The sequence below is a fragment of the Aeromicrobium sp. MLTX1 genome, assembly GCF_046452335.1.
Classification (GTDB): domain Bacteria; phylum Actinomycetota; class Actinomycetes; order Propionibacteriales; family Nocardioidaceae; genus Aeromicrobium.
Genome location: NZ_JBKFDN010000001.1, coordinates 1,665,091 through 1,681,572, shown reverse-complemented (window position 1 = coordinate 1,681,572; position 16,482 = coordinate 1,665,091). Strand labels below are relative to the sequence as shown.

17 protein-coding genes are annotated in these 16,482 nt (G+C 68.2%); 12 read left to right on the top strand and 5 right to left on the bottom strand.

Annotated elements, in window-relative coordinates; genetic code table 11:
• The first annotated feature begins 20 nt into the window (after window positions 1-20).
• From ACK99Q_RS08055 to ACK99Q_RS08025, 7 genes are all read left to right on the top strand, one after another.
• Window positions 21-1,490 carry an N-6 DNA methylase gene (locus ACK99Q_RS08055; RefSeq protein WP_410185626.1) on the top strand — a complete coding sequence of 490 codons (1,470 nt, stop codon included), beginning with the start codon at window positions 21-23 and terminating at the stop codon, window positions 1,488-1,490.
• A complete protein-coding gene (locus ACK99Q_RS08050) occupies window positions 1,487-2,638 on the top strand; it encodes a restriction endonuclease subunit S (protein ID WP_410185625.1) in 1,152 nt (383 codons plus the stop codon). Before ACK99Q_RS08055 ends, ACK99Q_RS08050 begins: the two co-directional genes overlap by 4 nt.
• Window positions 2,638-3,552: a restriction endonuclease gene (locus ACK99Q_RS08045; RefSeq protein ID WP_410185624.1), complete on the top strand. Its 915-nt coding sequence runs from the start codon at window positions 2,638-2,640 to the stop codon at window positions 3,550-3,552. The genes ACK99Q_RS08050 and ACK99Q_RS08045 overlap by 1 nt, the downstream gene beginning before the upstream one ends.
• A 59-nt stretch (window positions 3,553-3,611) precedes the next feature.
• Window positions 3,612-4,055: a helix-turn-helix domain-containing protein gene (locus ACK99Q_RS08040; RefSeq protein ID WP_410185623.1), complete on the top strand. Its 444-nt coding sequence runs from the start codon at window positions 3,612-3,614 to the stop codon at window positions 4,053-4,055.
• Window positions 4,052-4,417: a DUF86 domain-containing protein gene (locus ACK99Q_RS08035; protein WP_410185622.1), complete on the top strand. Its 366-nt coding sequence runs from the start codon at window positions 4,052-4,054 to the stop codon at window positions 4,415-4,417. Before ACK99Q_RS08040 ends, ACK99Q_RS08035 begins: the two co-directional genes overlap by 4 nt.
• A complete protein-coding gene (locus tag ACK99Q_RS08030) occupies window positions 4,414-7,764 on the top strand; it encodes a DEAD/DEAH box helicase family protein (protein ID WP_410185621.1) in 3,351 nt (1,116 codons plus the stop codon). The genes ACK99Q_RS08035 and ACK99Q_RS08030 overlap by 4 nt, the downstream gene beginning before the upstream one ends.
• Window positions 7,765-7,895: 131 nt before the next feature.
• Window positions 7,896-8,978 carry a hypothetical protein gene (locus ACK99Q_RS08025; protein ID WP_410185620.1) on the top strand — a complete coding sequence of 361 codons (1,083 nt, stop codon included), beginning with the start codon at window positions 7,896-7,898 and terminating at the stop codon, window positions 8,976-8,978.
• Window positions 8,979-8,994: 16 nt separating this feature from the next.
• On the opposite strand, the gene ACK99Q_RS08020 is transcribed toward ACK99Q_RS08025, so the two are convergent.
• Genes ACK99Q_RS08020 through ACK99Q_RS08010 form a run of 3 tightly spaced genes read right to left on the bottom strand, consistent with a single transcriptional unit; the run spans window position 8,995 to window position 10,191 of the window.
• A complete protein-coding gene (locus ACK99Q_RS08020) occupies window positions 8,995-9,534 on the bottom strand; it encodes a GNAT family N-acetyltransferase (protein WP_410185619.1) in 540 nt (179 codons plus the stop codon).
• 4 nt (window positions 9,535-9,538) lie between these two features.
• Complete coding sequence (locus ACK99Q_RS08015; RefSeq protein ID WP_410185618.1) at window positions 9,539-9,982, bottom strand: ASCH domain-containing protein; 444 nt, start codon at window positions 9,980-9,982, stop codon at window positions 9,539-9,541.
• A complete protein-coding gene (locus ACK99Q_RS08010; RefSeq protein ID WP_410185617.1) occupies window positions 9,979-10,191 on the bottom strand; it encodes a hypothetical protein in 213 nt (70 codons plus the stop codon). Before ACK99Q_RS08010 ends, ACK99Q_RS08015 begins: the two co-directional genes overlap by 4 nt.
• A gap of 238 nt (window positions 10,192-10,429) precedes the next feature.
• On the opposite strand from ACK99Q_RS08010, the gene ACK99Q_RS08005 reads away from it, so the two are divergent.
• The 3 genes from ACK99Q_RS08005 to ACK99Q_RS07995 are packed head-to-tail and all read left to right on the top strand — an operon-like array spanning window position 10,430 to window position 13,340.
• Window positions 10,430-10,876 carry an SRPBCC family protein gene (locus ACK99Q_RS08005; protein WP_410185616.1) on the top strand — a complete coding sequence of 149 codons (447 nt, stop codon included), beginning with the start codon at window positions 10,430-10,432 and terminating at the stop codon, window positions 10,874-10,876.
• Window positions 10,873-11,730 (top strand): SDR family NAD(P)-dependent oxidoreductase, encoded by an 858-nt coding sequence (locus tag ACK99Q_RS08000; protein WP_410185615.1) that lies wholly within the window; start codon window positions 10,873-10,875, stop codon window positions 11,728-11,730. The genes ACK99Q_RS08005 and ACK99Q_RS08000 overlap by 4 nt, the downstream gene beginning before the upstream one ends.
• Window positions 11,727-13,340, top strand: coding sequence for a phytoene desaturase family protein (locus ACK99Q_RS07995; RefSeq protein WP_410185614.1), 1,614 nt, complete (start codon window positions 11,727-11,729; stop codon window positions 13,338-13,340). Before ACK99Q_RS08000 ends, ACK99Q_RS07995 begins: the two co-directional genes overlap by 4 nt.
• A gap of 1 nt (window position 13,341) precedes the next feature.
• Here ACK99Q_RS07995 and mca read toward each other — a convergent pair whose 3' ends face one another.
• On the bottom strand, window positions 13,342-14,193 hold the full coding sequence (gene mca, locus ACK99Q_RS07990) for a mycothiol conjugate amidase Mca (protein WP_410186075.1): 852 nt from the start codon (window positions 14,191-14,193) through the stop codon (window positions 13,342-13,344).
• Window positions 14,194-14,267: 74 nt separating this feature from the next.
• Between mca and ACK99Q_RS07985 the strand changes: the two genes are divergently transcribed.
• Entirely contained in the window at window positions 14,268-14,651 is a 384-nt protein-coding gene (locus ACK99Q_RS07985) for a DUF4307 domain-containing protein (RefSeq protein ID WP_410185613.1), read from the top strand.
• A gap of 64 nt (window positions 14,652-14,715) precedes the next feature.
• Window positions 14,716-15,213: a transcription elongation factor GreA gene (gene greA / locus ACK99Q_RS07980; protein ID WP_410185612.1), complete on the top strand. Its 498-nt coding sequence runs from the start codon at window positions 14,716-14,718 to the stop codon at window positions 15,211-15,213.
• Between the two features lie 70 nt (window positions 15,214-15,283).
• Here the strand turns inward: greA and ilvA are convergent, their stop codons facing one another.
• Entirely contained in the window at window positions 15,284-16,474 is a 1,191-nt protein-coding gene (gene ilvA, locus ACK99Q_RS07975) for a threonine ammonia-lyase (RefSeq protein WP_410185611.1), read from the bottom strand.
• Window positions 16,475-16,482 lie beyond the last annotated feature (8 nt).

Here is a 16,482-nt window from a genome sequence, read left to right as displayed (position 1 = left end):
CCATCACTAAGGTGTCGTCAGTGATCACCGGTGAGTTGAAGTCCAAGATTGACCGCGTTTGGGACGCCTTCTGGTCCGGTGGCATCAGCAACCCGTTGGAAGTGATCGAGCAGATTACCTACTTGCTCTTCATCCGCCGCCTCGATGACCTCCAGACTCTGGCCGAGAAGAAGGCTCGCGTGACTGGCGGCCCGGTTGAGGACCCGGTCTTCCTGCCTGGCCAGACCAACCTCCGGTGGAGCCAGTTCAAGAATGCCTCCCCCGAGGTGATGCACCAGACGATCGCCGACGAGGTTTTCCCGTTCCTGCGCGAGCTCGGCACACAGATCGGTGGGGACGACTCGACGTACAGCGCGCATATGAAAGACGCTCGCTTCACCATCCCCACCCCGGCACTGCTCTCGCGGGTCGTTGACATGCTCGACGACATTCCGATGGCCGACCGGGACACCAACGGCGACCTGTACGAGTACCTGCTGTCAAAGATCGCCGCTGCCGGAGTCAACGGCCAGTTCCGGACCCCGCGCCACATCATCGACCTGATGGTGCAGATGACCGCACCCAAGCCGGGCGACGAGATCTGCGACCCGGCCTGCGGCACCGCGGGCTTCCTGGTCGCGGCCAGTGAGTACGTCCGCGACACCCACGCGGAGTCCCTGCTCGACAGCAAGCAGCGCCAGCACTTCCACCGCTCGATGTTTCACGGCTACGACTTCGACTCGACCATGCTGCGCATCGGCAGCATGAACATGTTGCTGCATGGCATCGAGTCTCCCGACATTCGTTACCGCGACTCGCTCTCCGAAGGAGCCAGCGAGGATGCCGAGAAGTACACGCTCATCCTCGCGAATCCCCCGTTCGCTGGGTCGCTGGACTATGAGTCCACGTCGAAGGACCTGCAACGGGTCGTGAAGACGAAGAAGACAGAGTTGCTCTTCCTCGCGCTGTTCCTCAAGCTCCTTAAGCCTGGCGGCAGGGCCGCGGTCATCGTCCCCGACGGAGTGCTTTTCGGATCGTCCAAGGCCCACAAGACGCTGCGCCAGATGCTCGTCGAGGACCAGAAGCTCGACGCGGTCGTGAAGCTGCCGTCCGGTGTCTTCCGGCCCTACGCCGGGGTCTCGACCGCGATCCTGTTCTTCACCAAGACCGACTCCGGCGGCACCGACGACGTCTGGTTCTACGACGTCCGCGCCGACGGCTTCAGCCTTGACGACAAGCGCAACCCGGTCGAGGCGAACGACCTCCCCGACGTGCTCACGCGCTGGCAGGATCGTGCGACCGAGGGCGAGCGGGCTCGCACCGATCAGTCGTTTCTCGTCCCCAAGGCCGATATCGTCATCCAGGGCTACGACCTGTCCCTTAACCGCTACAAGGAGATCGCCCACGACGAGATCGAGCACCGCGACCCGCTCGACATCATCGCCGACATCGAGACACTTGAGGACGAGATCGCCAAGGGCCTCGCTGAGCTGAAGGGGATGCTCAGGTGAACCGCGTCGCTCTCGGCCAGGTCGTCGATTTCACGAACGGCGGGACTCCTTCGCGCTCCAAACCAGAGTTCTGGGACGGGTCTACGCCTTGGATCACCGGCGCAGACATCGCGGAAGACGGCACAATCTCACCACGGTCGTTCATCTCAGATGCCGCCGTCAAGGGGTCCTCGACCAGCGTGCTCCCCGCAGGCACTGTCCTACTGCTGACACGGACCTCGGTCGGCAAGGTCGGACTGCTGTCCGAGCCCATGGCGATCAACCAGGACATCACGGCCATAACGCCGTCTAGCCGGCTCGACCGTCGCTACTTGGTGCACTTCCTAAGATCTAGCAAAGCGAGGCTGCTGAAGCATCTCCGGGGCGCAACGATCAAGGGCGTTACCCGCGATGACGTGGCAGCTTTGGAACTCGCCCTCCCACCCCTCGCCGAGCAGCGCCGCATCGCCGCGATCCTCGACCACGCCGACGCCCTCCGCGCGAAGCGCCGCCAAGCCCTCGCCCATCTCGACTCGCTCACCCAGTCAATCTTCAACGACATGTTCGGCGGCGTCCCTGCGACGTCCACGGTGAAGGCAGAGGCCACGCTCATCCGAACCGGTCCATTCGGAAGCCAGTTGCTGCACAGCGAGTTCGTAGACGACGGCATCGCAGTCCTGGGCCTGGACAACGTCGTGGGTAACGAATTCCGCTGGGGCGAGCGTCGGTTCATCACGCCAGCCAAGTACGAGCAGTTGAAGCGGTACACGGTGAAGCCCAGAGACGTGCTCATCAGCATCATGGGCACGACGGGCCGCTGCGTAGTGGTGCCAGCGGACATTCCCGCAGCCATCAACACCAAGCACATCTGCGCAATCACACCGGACACTTCACGGATCGACTCGGCGTTCCTTAGGGCAGCGTTCCTCTGGCACCCCGAGGCGCTGGCGCACCTTCGTCGCCAGACGAAGGGGTCCATCATGGACGGCTTGAACATGGGCATCATCAAGGCGATGCCCATCCCCGTGCCTCCAATGGAGGCTCAGCGGATGTTCGCGAGTCGGGTCGATCGGGTTTCGGCAAGTCGTCGCGACGTCGACCTCGCTGCAACACGCGAAAACGAACTCTTCGCTTCGCTCCAGTCCCGCGCCTTCAGAGGGGAGTTGTGATGACCGTCCCCACCTGGGACCAGTACATGGCGCCATCGTTGCGCGTGCTGTCGGACGGAGAGGTTCACCGCAGCCGCGACATCGTCGAAGCCGCAGCTGATCTACTGGGAGTCACCCCGGAGCAGCGCGCGATCCTGATTCCGTCCGGGCAGGAGCAGTATCGCAACCGAGGGAACTGGGCGCTGTCCTACCTGTCTCGCGTGGGCGCGACCGAGCGGCCGAGTCGTGGGCGCTACCAGATCACCGGGGTCGGACGGCAGCTTCTGGCTGACCATCCCGAAGGCATCACGGAGAAGCACCTCCGGGCTCTGTCCGGCGATCCGAACGCCCCTCACACGTGGAAGGCCTTCCCGTCGACCCCCGCGAGCGTGCCCACCGCGCCGCTCGAGGAGTCGTCACTCGATCCCGAAGAGCAGATCGCATCGGGACTCGAGCGCATCAATGCCGACATTGCTGACCACCTCCTGACTCGGATCATGGCGCAGGAACCCGTCTTCTTCGAGCAGGCGGTCCTCGACCTCCTGATCGCCATGGGCTACGGCGGAGCCGAGGGCTCCGCGACCCGGACCCAACTGTCGAGGGACGGCGGCATCGACGGCACGGTCGACCAGGACGCGCTCGGCCTGAGCCGCATCTACGTCCAGGCGAAGCGCTACGCGGCGGACAACAGTGTGGGCCGCCCCTCCATTCAGGCCTTCGTCGGTGCGCTCGCCGGCAACCAGGCGAACCAAGGCGTCTTCATCACCACCAGCCGATTCAGTGCGGAGGCTGCGGCGTACGCCGATCAGGTTCCGACCCGGATCGTGCTCATCGACGGCGATCGACTGACGCGACTGATGATCCGCTACGGCGTCGGTGTCCAAGTGAAGAGAACCATCCAGATCGTCGAGGTAGACGAGGACTTCTTCGAGTAGATCCGGCAAGATCCGCGTTTTCATATCGCCATCGATAACCCTTCGCTACGGTGGGGAGCATGGACATCCGCGCAGCACGACTCGCGGCTGGCATGAGCCAGTCGGAGTTGGCGCGCGCAGCGCGGGTGCCGCAGCCCAACCTGTCGGCGTACGAGAACGGCCGACGCCACCCCAGCCGTGAGGTCCTCGACCGCATCGCCCAGGCCCTTCAGGGGCGGCCTTCCACCCGATTGCGAGAGCATCGCGACGAGGTTCTGACCCTGGTGCGTGAGCACCACGCGTCAGATCCCCGGGTCTTTGGATCCGTGGCGCGCGGCGACGATCAGCCCGGGTCCGACCTGGACCTGCTGGTCTCCTTCAGCGACGAGGCCAGCCTGCTCGACGAGGTCGGCCTGAGGCTGGCGCTGACCGACCTCCTCGGCGTCGAGGTCGACGTGGTGGCAGCCGACACCCTGCGCGGGAAGCTCGCCCACCGCGTCCTGAGTGAAGCAGTCGCGGTGTGAGCGCCTCCCACATCAGCGACCCCAGCGGCAAAGCTCGGGACGCGGTGGAGTTGATCATCCATGTGTGCGACACGATCGCGGACCTGACTCGCATGGACATCGACGACTTCGTCACCGACACCCGCAGTCAGTGGGCGGTGGAGATGGGGCTGATCCGCATCGGTGAGGGCGTCAACCGGATCCCCGCCGCAGTGCTCGCGGAGTTTGACGGACAGCCGTGGCGACAGATCGTGGCCATGCGCAACTTCGCTGCGCACCAGTACGACGACCTGGAACCCCGACGGGTCTGGCGTACCGCCACCGTGGACGTCGCAGAGCTGCGCAGCTACCTCGCCACCGTGGTGCTGGGAGCCCTGTCGTGACCAACTTCGCCTTCGTCCGCCAGACGTTGCCCTCGATCCACGACGACTGCGCGCGTGCTGAGTCCTACTTGGCCTCCGATCCTCGGTCGGCCTGCTTCTACGCCCGGCGGGTCATCGAGGAGGTCGTCGCCTATCTCTACGACGTGCTGGCGCTGCGCGCGCCGTACCGCAACGACCTGGCGGCAAAGATCGGTGATGCGGGATTCAAGGCGAAGGTGCCGCAGGGCATCACCCAAAAGCTGACGGCGATCCGCAGGATCGCCAACACCGCCGTGCACGAGAACCGGCAGATCCGCCCCGACGTGTCGCTGGCCGTGCTGCGCGAATTGTTCCACGTCGTGGTGTGGACGTCCTACCACCACTCCCCCCGACCGGACGTGGTGCCGCTCCGGGCGCAGTTCGACCCCTCCCTCGCAGCGAAGGCTGCTCCTCTCACACGCCAAGAAGTGGGCCGACTCGCGGCCAGGTTCACGGCGCAGGACGAGGCCCATGCCAAGGCGCTGGCAGAGCGGGATGACCTGCTGGCAGCGCACGAGGCGGAGATCGAGCGCCTCAAGGCTCAGATCGCCGAGGCGAAGGCTGCCGTCGGACCCGACGACCGCGACTACGACGAGTCCGACGCGCGCGACCTGTTCATCGACGTCCTGCTCCACGAGGCCGGGTGGGCGCTGGACCAGCCGCGGGACCGCGAGTTCGAGGTCACCGGCATGCCGAACGCGGAGGGCAAGGGTTTCGTCGACTACGTGCTGTGGGGCGCCGACGGGTTGCCCCTGGCGGTGGTGGAGGCCAAGCGGACCTCGAAGTCCCCCGAGCTCGGTCAGCAGCAGGCCAAGCTCTATGCAGATTGCTTGGAAGCGCAGTTCGGACGACGCCCGGTCATCTTCTACACGAACGGCTACGAGCACCGGATCTGGGACGACGCGGGCGGGTACCCGCCACGCGAGACCCAGGGTTTCTACACCCGCGACGAATTGGAGCTGTTGATCCAGCGACGTCGTACCGCGCTGCCGCTGTCAACACAGCAGGTCAACACGGACGTCGCCGGCCGGCCGTACCAGGTGCGGGCCATCAAGGCCGTCGCCGATGCATTCGATCGAAAACAACGCGAAGCCTTGCTGGTGATGGCGACCGGTGCGGGTAAGACCCGCACCACGATCGCGCTCGTCGATCTGCTGCAGAGGGCGAACTGGGTCAAGCGCGTTCTCTTCCTGGCCGACCGCACCGCCTTGGTCAATCAGGCGGGCAATGCGTTCAAGACCCACTTGCCCGGATCGACCACGGTCAATCTCGTCACTGAGAAGGCCATCGACGGCCGGGTCTACGTGTCGACGTACCCGACGATGATGAACGTCATCGACGAGATCGACGAAGGGAATCGGCGTTTCGGACCCGGCTATTTCGACCTGATCGTGATTGACGAGGCCCACCGTTCGGTCTACGCGAAGTACGGCGCGATCTTCGAGTACTTCGACGCCCTGCTCGTCGGCCTGACCGCGACCCCGAAGGACGCGGTCGATCACAACACCTACCGGCTCTTCCACCTCGAAGATGGCGTGCCCACCGACGCCTACAGCCTCGAAGAGGCCGTCGAGGCCGGCTACTTGGTCCCGCCGAAGGGCATCAGCGTCGGCACCCAGTTCCTGCGCTCGGGCATCAAGTACTCCGACCTCACCGAGGAGGAGAAGGATCAGTGGGACACGCTCGACTGGGGTGAGGACGGCCCGCCGGACGAGGTCGGGGCGGAGGAGCTGAATCGATTCCTCTTCAACGAGGACACCGTCGACAAGGTGCTCGAGACCCTGATGACGCAGGGCTACAAGGTCGCCGGCAACGACAGACTCGGCAAGACGATCATCTTCGCCAAGTCGCAGAAGCACGCGGAGTTCATCGAGAAGCGATTCAACCTGGCCTACCCGGAGCACGCCGGGCACTTTGCCCGCGTCATCACCCACGGCACTCCCTACGCGCAATCACTGATCGACGACTTTTCCATCATGGACAAGGCCCCACACATCGCGATCAGCGTGGACATGCTCGACACCGGCATCGACGTCCCTGAGGTCGTGAACCTGGTGTTCTTCAAGATGGTCCGTTCCAAGACGAAGTTCTGGCAGATGATCGGCCGCGGAACCCGGCTGCGCCCGGATCTGTTCGGCCCGGGCAAGGACAAGACCGACTTCCTCGTCTTCGACTTCTGCGGCAACCTCGAGTACTTCAGTCAGGACCTCCCCGGCTCCGTAGGCCAGACCCAGAAGTCACTCTCCCAACTGATCTTCGAGGCTCGTCTCGGGTTCGTCGCAGCGCTCGATCACGATGAGCCCGATCTGCGGCGAACCACCGTCGCCACTCTGCACGAGATCGTCGCGGGCATGAACCTCGACAACTTCGTCGTCCGCAAGCACCGCCGGGCAGTCGAGCGCTTCGGTGACGCTGACGCTTGGGAGAAGCTGACCCCCGACGACGCCGCCACTGCCCTGCCGTTGGCGGGTCTGCCGTCGTCGGTCCGCGACGAGGACGAGGACGCCAAGCGCTTCGACCTGCTGGTCTTGCGGAGGCAACTCGCGCAGCTCGACGGAGACGCGGTGCTCGCCGAGCGCTTGCGCGAGACCATCCAGAACATCGCCTCAGCGCTCCTCGGCAAGATGGCCATCCCTTCGGTGGCCGAGCAAGCCGTGCTGCTGGAGTCCGTCGCCGGTGACGAGTGGTGGGTCGACGTCACCCTCCCAATGCTGGAAGTCGCGCGGCTTCGGATCAGGAGTCTGGTGCGGTTCATCGAGAAGACCTCACGCAACCCGGTCTACACCGACTTCGGGGACGTTCTCAGCGACGGCGTCGAGGTCACCCTCGCCGGCGGCACTCCCGGCACCAACTTCGAGCGCTTCAGGGCGAAGGCCGAGGCCTACCTGCGCGAGCATCTGGACAACCTCGTTCTTCAGCGGCTGCGGCGCAACAAGCAGCTCACCCCCGATGACCTCACCGAGCTCGAACAGCTGCTCGTCGCCGCCGGCGCGCACCGAGCCGACATCGTCTGGGCCATTGAGCAAGCCGAAGGTCTGGGGATCTTCGTGCGCGGTCTCGTGGGACTCGACAGATCGGCTGCGACGGAGGCATTCGAGAAGTACCTCGACGGAACCAGCTTCACGGCCGCCCAGGTGCGCTTCGTCAACCTCATCGTCGAAGAGCTCACGCGCAACGGCGTCATGGAACCCAAGCGGCTCTTCGAGTCGCCCTACACGGACCACGCCCCCACCGGACCTGACTTCTTCTTCCCTGACGACGACGTCGAGTCCATCGTGGAGACGCTGATCGGCATCAAGCGGAGGGCTCTGCCCGACGAGGTCGCGTGACTCCCGACCACGCCGACGAATCGTTGGCATCGACTCCGGTCGTCACGGCCTAGCTCGCGCTTGATCCGACCTCGCACGCCTGCGCCACATTTGAGGGAGGATGCCGGCATGATCTACGGCGAGGAACGATCGTGAGCGAGGACGGCCTCTTCCACATCGGCGCGAACGGGGACCTGACGTCGATGACGGCGGCTCCGTATGAAGCCGAGGACGTGCTCCAAACTCTCTTGGAGACGCATCCAGACCTGCTCGCCGGCGGTCAGATGACCCCCGAGGAGCCGAGGCGTTGGGCTCTCGTCAAGCGCGAGCAAGGTGTCCCCGATCGTGATGGGTCGGGATCACGCTGGAGCGTCGACCACCTCTTCGTGGATCAGGACGCGGTGCCAACGCTCGTCGAAGTCAAGCGATCGACGGACACTCGAATCCGACGCGAGGTCGTCGGCCAGATGCTCGACTACGCAGCCAACGGCGTCCGTTACTGGCCGCCGGATGCTCTGAGAATCGCATTCGAGACCACCCAAGCGGAACTCGGCAGCGACCCGAGGGAGAGCGTCTACGAGCTGCACGGCGACCCGGAAGTGACGATCGATGAGTTCTTCACCCGCATCGGGGACAACCTTCGCGGCGGCCGTATCCGGATGGTGTTCGTCGCCGACCACATCCCCGACGAGCTGAGACGCATCGTCGAGTTCCTCAACGAGCAGCTGACTCCGGCTGAGGTCTTTGCCGTCGAGGTCAAGCAGTACCGCGCCCAGGGGTACGACGGAACAGTGATCGTGCCGGCTGTCTACGGCCGGACTGCCGCCGCGAGCGCCAAGACAGCACCCAGACGATCGGTCGACCGCCAAGCCGCGTTTGCGGCGTCCAAGCCATCCACTCTCGAGGCCATCGAGCTCTTGAATGCCTTCGCGTCCGACCTGGATCTGATCGTCGATGAGACCGGCGGTGGCGCCATCCTCAGGACGCCCAACCGGCAGTCCATTGCTGCCGTCTACCTCGCCGACTGGGACAGCTTCGAGGTCTCACTGCGGTCCCTCCAGGACCGGGGTTGGATCGCCGAATCAGACGCTGCCTACGACGCTCTGAGCCGGATGACAGCCAAGCGTCTCACCCGCAAGCTTCCCACGATGCCCACCGAGGACGCAGTCGCGCACTGGGACGAGCTGCGAGCCGTGCTCGCAGGGATCGTGGCGTTGTACCTCTCCGCCGAGTAGAGGGTGCGGCTCGCTCTTACCGCGCCAGGCGGTAGAGGACGTGGTGGCGCAGGGGACTGTCGAGCGCCAGCGCCGGGTGGTCGAAGTCGTCGGCCGAGTCGTGGGTCATGCCGAGGCGCTCCATGACCGCGCGGGAGCGGAGGTTGCCTGCGGCGGTGAAGGAGACGATCTCCTTCAGACCGAGCATGTCGAACCCGTGGCGGACCGCAGCCTGAGCGGCCTCGGTGGCCCAGCCGTGGCCCCAGGCCCAGCGGGCGAAGCGCCAGCCGACCTCGACCGGCGGCGAGCCGCGCAGGAGGGCGCGGACCTCGGCCGGCACGGGGTTCAGCCCGGCCATGCCGGCGAAGCGACCCTGCGCCTCGACGACCCACAGGCCCCAGCCCTGGTGCGCCATGCGCGTCTCGAAGCGGTCGGCGAGGGCGTCGCTCGCGGCCCGGTCAAGAACAGCCGGGAAGTGCTCCATGACCTCGGGGTCGGCGTTGAGCGCGGCGAACGGCTCGCGGTCCGCCTGCGTCCAGGTACGCAGCGTCAGCCGCTCGGTTGTCAGCGTGGGCACGAGGTCAGTCGGCGAGCGCCGGGGGCCAGACGACGGTGAACCGCTCGAAGACGGTGGGGAGCGCGTCGAAGTCGGTCACGTGCGGAAGCCGACGACGGAAGAAGCCGCGGTGGGCGTCGAGCCACCAGTCGCGCGTGCGGTCGCCCTCGCCCTCGTCCCAGGCGAACGCGTCGTCCACGGAGTCGAGGCGACCCATGCGGATCTCGTGCGTGTGCAGCACGGCCACGGCCTCGCCTCGACCGTCGAGCAGCACCCAGTGGGCGTCCTCGGGAGCCACGCCCTCCTCGACAGGCGAGGCCGTGGCGCGCTTCGTCCCCGCCAACACGAGGCGAGCCAGGTCGTCGGCCATCTCGGGGGTGTCGCCGAACGGCTCGACCTCCGGCACCTCGTCGGCGAACTGCGGGTTCGCCTCGACGAACTCGTGCCAGAGACGGGGCAGCTCGGTCACGGCTTCGGTGGATCCTCGTCCGCGGGAGCGTCGTCCTCGCCCTCCCACGGCTGGCGCGCCTTCTTGGCCATCTTCGTGAACGACCACAGCAGCAGGCCGATCACGATGAACAGGGCCAGCGTGTAGAGGCCGGCCAGCCAGCCGATCGGCTGGTTGCCCTCGGGATCGATCTCCTGCGTCGCGAGCACCGCGAAATCCAGCATGGTCACCGGATCAGCCTAGTCCTGCTCGTGACCGCACCACTGATCGGCCGGGACGGCCGCCTTGACCTGGTCGACGTGCTCGCCACATCCACGCCACGTCGTCTTGCCGCACTGCCTGCACGGGACCGGAGAGCACATCTGCTCGTTCCTCACTGTCGAATCGGTGTTCCACCGCAGCGTAGGCGACGCCCTCAACCCGCCTGCGCGCACGTGTGGCCGTGCGTGCCGTGGGTACGTCCCCGACATGACGACGAACACTCGCCTCATCGAGACCACGCCCGAGCGGGTGTGGGAGGTCCTGTCCGACGGCTGGCTCTACCCGCTGTGGGTCGTCGGTGCCTCGCGCATGCGCGACGTCGACCCGTCGTGGCCGCTCGTCGGCTCGAAGCTGCACCACTCCGTCGGCGTCTGGCCCGCCCTCATCGACGACAGCACGAGCGTGCTCGAGGTCAACCCCGGCCACCGCCTCAAGCTGCTCGCCCGCGCCTGGCCCGCCGGCACGGCCGAGGTCGTCATCACCCTCGCGCCGCAGGGCGCCGGCACCCTCGTGACCATCTCCGAGGAACCCGCGAGCGGACCGGCCACCCTGATCCCCCGCCCCGTCCGCGGTCCCTCCCTCAAGTGGCGGAACTCCGAGACGCTGCGACGGCTCGCCTACATCGCAGAGCGACGCGACCTGTCGACCTCATGAGCCCCCGGGTCTCGCTCGTCACCGGCGCGTCCAGCGGCATCGGCCGCGCAGTCGTGCTGCGACTCGCCGAGCGGGGCGACCGCCTGGCCCTCGTCGCGCGCGGCGTCGAGGTGCTCGAGGAGACCGCCGAGGAGGCGCGAGCGCGCGGCGCCGCCTCCGTGCACGTCGCACCCGCCGACGTCGGCGACGACGAGGCGATCGGCGAGCGTGTCCGCGAGGTCCTGGCCCGCCACGGCCGGATCGACGACGTCGTGTGCAGCGCCGGCGTCGCCGCGTACGGTCGCGCCGAGGAGGTCCCGCCCGAGATCTTCGAGGCCGTCCTGCACACCAACGTGATCGGCGTCGTGAACGTCGTCCGGCACGTGCTGCCGTCGATGCGGGCCCGCGACGAGGGCTCGATCGTCGTGGTCGGCTCGGTCGTCGGCCATCTCGCCGTGCCGACCATGACCCCCTACGTCATCAGCAAGTGGGCGCTGCGATCGCTGTGCCGCCAGCTGCAGGTGGAGAACCGCGACGTCGGCGTGGGCATCTCGCACGTCGCCCCAGGCGGCGTCGACACGCCGATCTACCCCCACGCCGCCAACGTCCACGGCCATCCCGGCACGCCCCCGCCACCGGTGCTGCAGCCCGACACCGTCGCTCGCGTCGTGGTCCGTCGCCTCGAGCGTCCTCGGCGTCAGAGCCAGGTCCCCGCGCTCAACCACCTGCTTCGCCTCGGCTTCGTGGCCGCGCCGCGCGTCTACGATGCGATGGTCGGCCCGCTGTTCGCGCGCCTCGCGTCCGACGCGAGTCGCACGGTCGGCGCCACGGCCGGCAACGTCCTGTCATCCCTGCAGAAGGTGGACCACCGGTGACCCACGACGCGATCGTCATCGGCGCCGGGCCGAACGGCCTGGTCGCCGCCAACCACCTGATCGACGCCGGCTGGTCGGTGCTGGTCCTGGAGGAGCAGCCCGAGATCGGCGGAGCCGTGCGCAGCGACCGCGCCGTGCACCCGGACTTCGTCCACGACACGTTCAGCACCTTCTATCCGCTCGCCGCCGCCTCGCGCACGATCCAGGGCTTCCGCCTGGAGGAGCACGGGCTCCGCTGGACCCATGCCCCCGCCGTGCTCGGCCACCCCACGCCCGACGGCGCCTGGGCGCTGTTGCACCGCGACCGCAACATCACCGCCGCTCTCATGGACGAGCAGCAGCCCGGAGACGGCGAGGCCTGGCTCGAGCTCTGCGCCGCGTGGGACGAGATCGGGGACGCCCTCATCACCTCCCTGCTGACGCCGTTCCCGCCCGTCCGAGGTGGTGTCTCGACGCTCGCGAAGCTGCGTCGCGTCGGCGGCCTCGACTTCGTCAAGACGCTGCTCAGCCCGGTCGTCGACCTGGCCGACGTCCGGTTCACGGGCTCCTCCCCCGGCCTGCTCCTCGCGGGCAACGCGGGACACGCGGACATCCCACTCGACGCGCCGGGCTCGGGACTGATGGGCCTCATGATGACGATGCTCGGTCAGACCGTGGGCTTCCCCGTTCCCGAGGGCGGCGCCGGGATGCTCACCCGCGCGATGGCCAGCCGGCTCGAGTCGCTGGGCGGCCAGATCGAGACCTCCACCCGGGTCGCCCACGTCGAGGTCGTCGACGGGCGCGCCGTGGGCGTCCGCACCGCCGACGGCGAGCGCCACGAGGCCCGCCGCGCGGTGATCGCCGACGTCATCGCCACCCAGCTCTACGGCGACCTGCTCGCCCCATCCGACGTCCCTGCCAAGATCCACGAGCGGATGCAGGGCTTCCGCCTCGACCCCGGCACCGTGAAGGTGGACTGGGCGCTCGACGGTCCCATTCCGTGGGCCAGCCGGACCCCGCACGACCCCGGCACGTTCCACGTGGCCGACTCGCGGCTCGAGATGAACGTGGCGCTCCAGCAGGTGCACGCGGGCCACGTGCCCGCGCACCCGTTCATGCTGGCCGGCCAGATGAGCACGACCGACCCCACCCGCTCCCCCGCCGGCACCGAGTCGGTATGGGCCTACACGCACGTCCCGCAGAAGACCGTCGCCGACGCGGGCGACGGCTCGGTGCGCGGCACGTGGGACGCCGCCGACGCCGAGCGCTTCGCCGACCGCATGCAGGCGCGGATCGAGCGACTGGCCCCCGGGTTCGGCTCGCGCGTGATCGCCCGCCGCGTGCTGGGACCGCGCGAGCTCGAGGCTCGCAACGCCAACCTCGTCGGCGGCGCCATCAACGGCGGCACGTCACAGCTGCAACAGGAGCTGTTCTTCCGCCCCATCCCGGGGCTCGGCCGGTCGGAGACGCCCGTCCGCGGCCTCTACCTCGGGTCGGCCTCGGCCCACCCCGGCGGCGGCGTGCACGGCGCGCCCGGCATGAACGCGGCGCGCGCCGCCCTGGCCCACAGCCGGGTGGACGGCGTGCTCGAGCCCGTGCGCGGCGTGGCCCGCCGGGCGCTGCGCCGCTGACTCAGCGCAGACCGGCGAAGAGGTCGTCCTCGGGCAGCTGCGTGTCGACGAACGACTTCACGAGCTCGTAGTCCTCGGTGGGCCAGGCCTCGGCCTGGACCTCGCGCGGGACCGCGAACCAGAAGCCGTTCGGGTCGATCTGGGTGGCGTGCGCGATGAGCGCCCGGTCGCGCACCTCGAAGTACTCCGAGCAGGGCACGCGCGTGGTGAGGCGCTTCTCGTGCTCGGGGTCGATCTCGCGCGTCTCGAGCCAGTCCTTGTACGGCGACTCGAGGCCGTGACGCTCCATCGCGGCGTTGATCGCCTCGATGCGCGCCCGCGACCAGCCGTGGTGGTAGTAGAGCTTCTGCACCTGCCACGGCTCGCCGAGGTCGGGGTAGCGCTCGGGGTCGGCCGCGGCCTCGAAGGCGTAGACGCTGACCTCGTGGCACTTGATGTGGTCGGGGTGCGGGTAGCCGCCGTTCTCGTCGTACGTGGTGAGCACGTGCGGGCGGAACGAGCGGATGAGCCGCACGAGCGGCGCGGCCGCCTCCTCGATCGGGACGAGCGCGAAGCAGCCCTCCTCGAGCGGAGGCTTGGGGTTGCCCTCGGGCCAGCCGGAGTCGACGAAGCCGAGCCAGTCCTGGGCGATGCCGAGGATCTCGCGCGCCTTGTCCATCTCCTCGCGGCGGATCTCGGCGATGAGGTCGGGGTTCTCGAGGATCCCCGGGTGCTCGAACGCCGGGTTGAGGATCGACCCGCGCTCGCCACCGGTGCAGGTGGCCACGTGGACGTCGACCCCCTCGGCCACGTACTTGGCGGTGGACGCGGCGCCCTTGCTCGACTCGTCGTCGGGATGGGCGTGCACGTGCATCAGACGCAGGGTGCCGGCTTCGGCGTTCTCGACCACGTGCCCCAGTCTTTCACGCCCCTGAGACACTGGTAGTCGTGACCGACCTGGAAGCGCGATACGGACGCCACCGCCGCACGACCCCCCGCTGGCTGTGGCCCGTCGTCGCCACCATCGGCATCTCGATCGGCGTCGCCTGGGCGGCCTGGGCCTCGTGGTCCGACGTCCCCGCGCACCAGGCGCGCGTCCACTCCTACGAGGTCCTCGACGACCGCACCACCAAGGTCGATCTCGAGATCTTCTACGACGAGCCCGTGGCGCTGACGTGCCGCGTCTTCGCCCAGAGCCAGGACAAGGTCGTCGTCGGCGAGCGCACGATCGAGGTCCCGGCGTCATCCACGTCGCAGACCCGGGTCGTCGCGGAGATCCGCACCGAGCGCCGTGCCGTCACGGCCGTCTTGGACTCCTGCGACGCGGCCTGATGCTGTAGACTCGGAATTTCACCCCGGGAGGTCCCGGGGTGTCGTACGTAGTGAGGAGCACGCCATGTCGACTGAGACCGAGACCATCTGGGTCACCCAGGAGGCCTACGACCGACTCGTCGCCGAGCTCAACCGCCTCAAGAACGAGGTCCTGCCCGACATCACGCAGAAGATCGCCAACGCCCGCGAGGAGGGCGACCTGCGCGAGAACGGCGGGTACCACGCCGCTCGCGAGGAGCAGGGCAAGACCGATGCGCAGATCCGCCAGCTGGAGGACCGCCTCCGTCGCGCCGAGGTCGGCGAGGCGCCGGCCGACGACGGCAAGGTCGAGGCGGGCATGAAGGTCACCATCCGCTTCCAGGGCGACACCGACACCGAGACGTTCCTGCTGGGCTCGCGCGAGCTGCTCAGCCTGGACTCCAGCGTCGACCTGGACATCTACTCGCCCACGTCGCCGCTCGGCTCGGCGATCGTGGACAAGTTCGCCGGCGACACGGTCTCCTACGAGGCCCCGAACGGCAAGACCATCACCGTGGAGATCCTCGAGGCCAAGCCCTACTGATCCCGCGTGCCACCGCCCGGTGGCTGCGAGCGCCCGTCACCTCAGGTGGCGGGCGCTCGTGCGTTCGGTGTCAGATCGGGTCGTAGCCGAGCTCGACGAGGCGGCGCCAGACGTCGGCGCGGTGCTCGGGTCCGCGGGTGGCCACCTGGAGGGCGACCTCCACCTCGCGCACGCCGAGGGCCTCGGAGCCGCGGTCGTGGTGCACGTTGAGGATGTTGACGTCCATCTCGGCCAGCGCCGTGAGCAGGCGCATCAGCTCGCCGGGGCGGTCGGAGATGCGCACGCGGAACATGAGGAAGCGGCCGCCGGACGCGAGGCCGTGGCGGATCACCTCGAGCAGCAGCAGCGCGTCGATGTTGCCGCCGGACAGCACGGGCACGACGGGCCCCTCGAACCGGTCGGGGTGCTCGAGCAGCGCCGCGACGCCGACCGCGCCGGCGGGCTCGACGAGCAGCTTCGCGCGCTCGAGCAGGCCGATCAGGGCCTGGCTCATCGACTCCTCCGAGACCGTGACGACCTCGTCGACGTGGTCGCGGATCAGCCCGAACGGCACCTCGCCGGGGCGGGCCACGGCGATGCCGTCGGCCATCGTGGCGCCGAGGTCGGCCTCGACCGGCATGCCCTCGGCGAGCGAGTCGGGGTAGGCCGCGGCGGCCTCGGCCTGGACGCCGACGACCGTGATGTCGGGACGCTCGGTCTTGACCAGCCCGATGCCGGCCGCGAGTCCACCCCCGCCCAGCGGCACGAGGATCGTGGCGACCTCGGGCAGCTGCTCGATGATCTCGAGGCCCACCGTGGCCTGGCCCGCGACGATGTCCGCGTGGTCGAACGGGTGGATCAGGGTGGCGCCGGTCTTCTCGGCGAACTCCGAGGCCGCGACGAGCGCCTCGGTGACGCCCGAGCCGTGGAAGCGGACCTCGGCGCCGTAGCCGCGGGTGGCCGCGACCTTGGGCAGCGCCGCGCCGTGCGGCATGAAGATCGTGGCGTCGGCGCCGAGCTGGGCCGCCGCGAGCGCGACGCCCTGCGCGTGGTTGCCGGCGCTGGCGGCGACGACGCCGCGGGAGCGCTCCTCGTCGGACAGCCGGGCGATGCGCGTGTAGGCACCGCGGATCTTGAACGACCCCGCGCGCTGGAGGTTCTCGCACTTGAAGCGGACGTCGCGCCCGGTGAGGGCGTGCAGCCAGCGGGAGTGCGTCAGCGGCGTGACCTCGCTGACTCCGTCGAGCAGGTCCCGCGCGGCGCGCGCATCGTCGAGATCCACACGTCCAC

What these genes read in the sequence shown, in the direction of transcription:
- ACK99Q_RS08045 (WP_410185624.1), top strand. Translation starts at nt 2,638, where the DNA reads ATGACCGTCCCCACCTGGGACCAGTACATGGCGCCATCGTTGCGCGTG.
- ACK99Q_RS08040 (WP_410185623.1), top strand. Translation starts at nt 3,612, where the DNA reads ATGGACATCCGCGCAGCACGACTCGCGGCTGGCATGAGCCAGTCGGAG.
- ACK99Q_RS08005 (WP_410185616.1), top strand. Translation starts at nt 10,430, where the DNA reads ATGACGACGAACACTCGCCTCATCGAGACCACGCCCGAGCGGGTGTGG.
- ACK99Q_RS08000 (WP_410185615.1), top strand. Translation starts at nt 10,873, where the DNA reads ATGAGCCCCCGGGTCTCGCTCGTCACCGGCGCGTCCAGCGGCATCGGC.
- mca (WP_410186075.1), bottom strand. Translation starts at nt 14,193, where the DNA reads ATGCACGTGCACGCCCATCCCGACGACGAGTCGAGCAAGGGCGCCGCG.
- greA (WP_410185612.1), top strand. Translation starts at nt 14,716, where the DNA reads ATGTCGACTGAGACCGAGACCATCTGGGTCACCCAGGAGGCCTACGAC.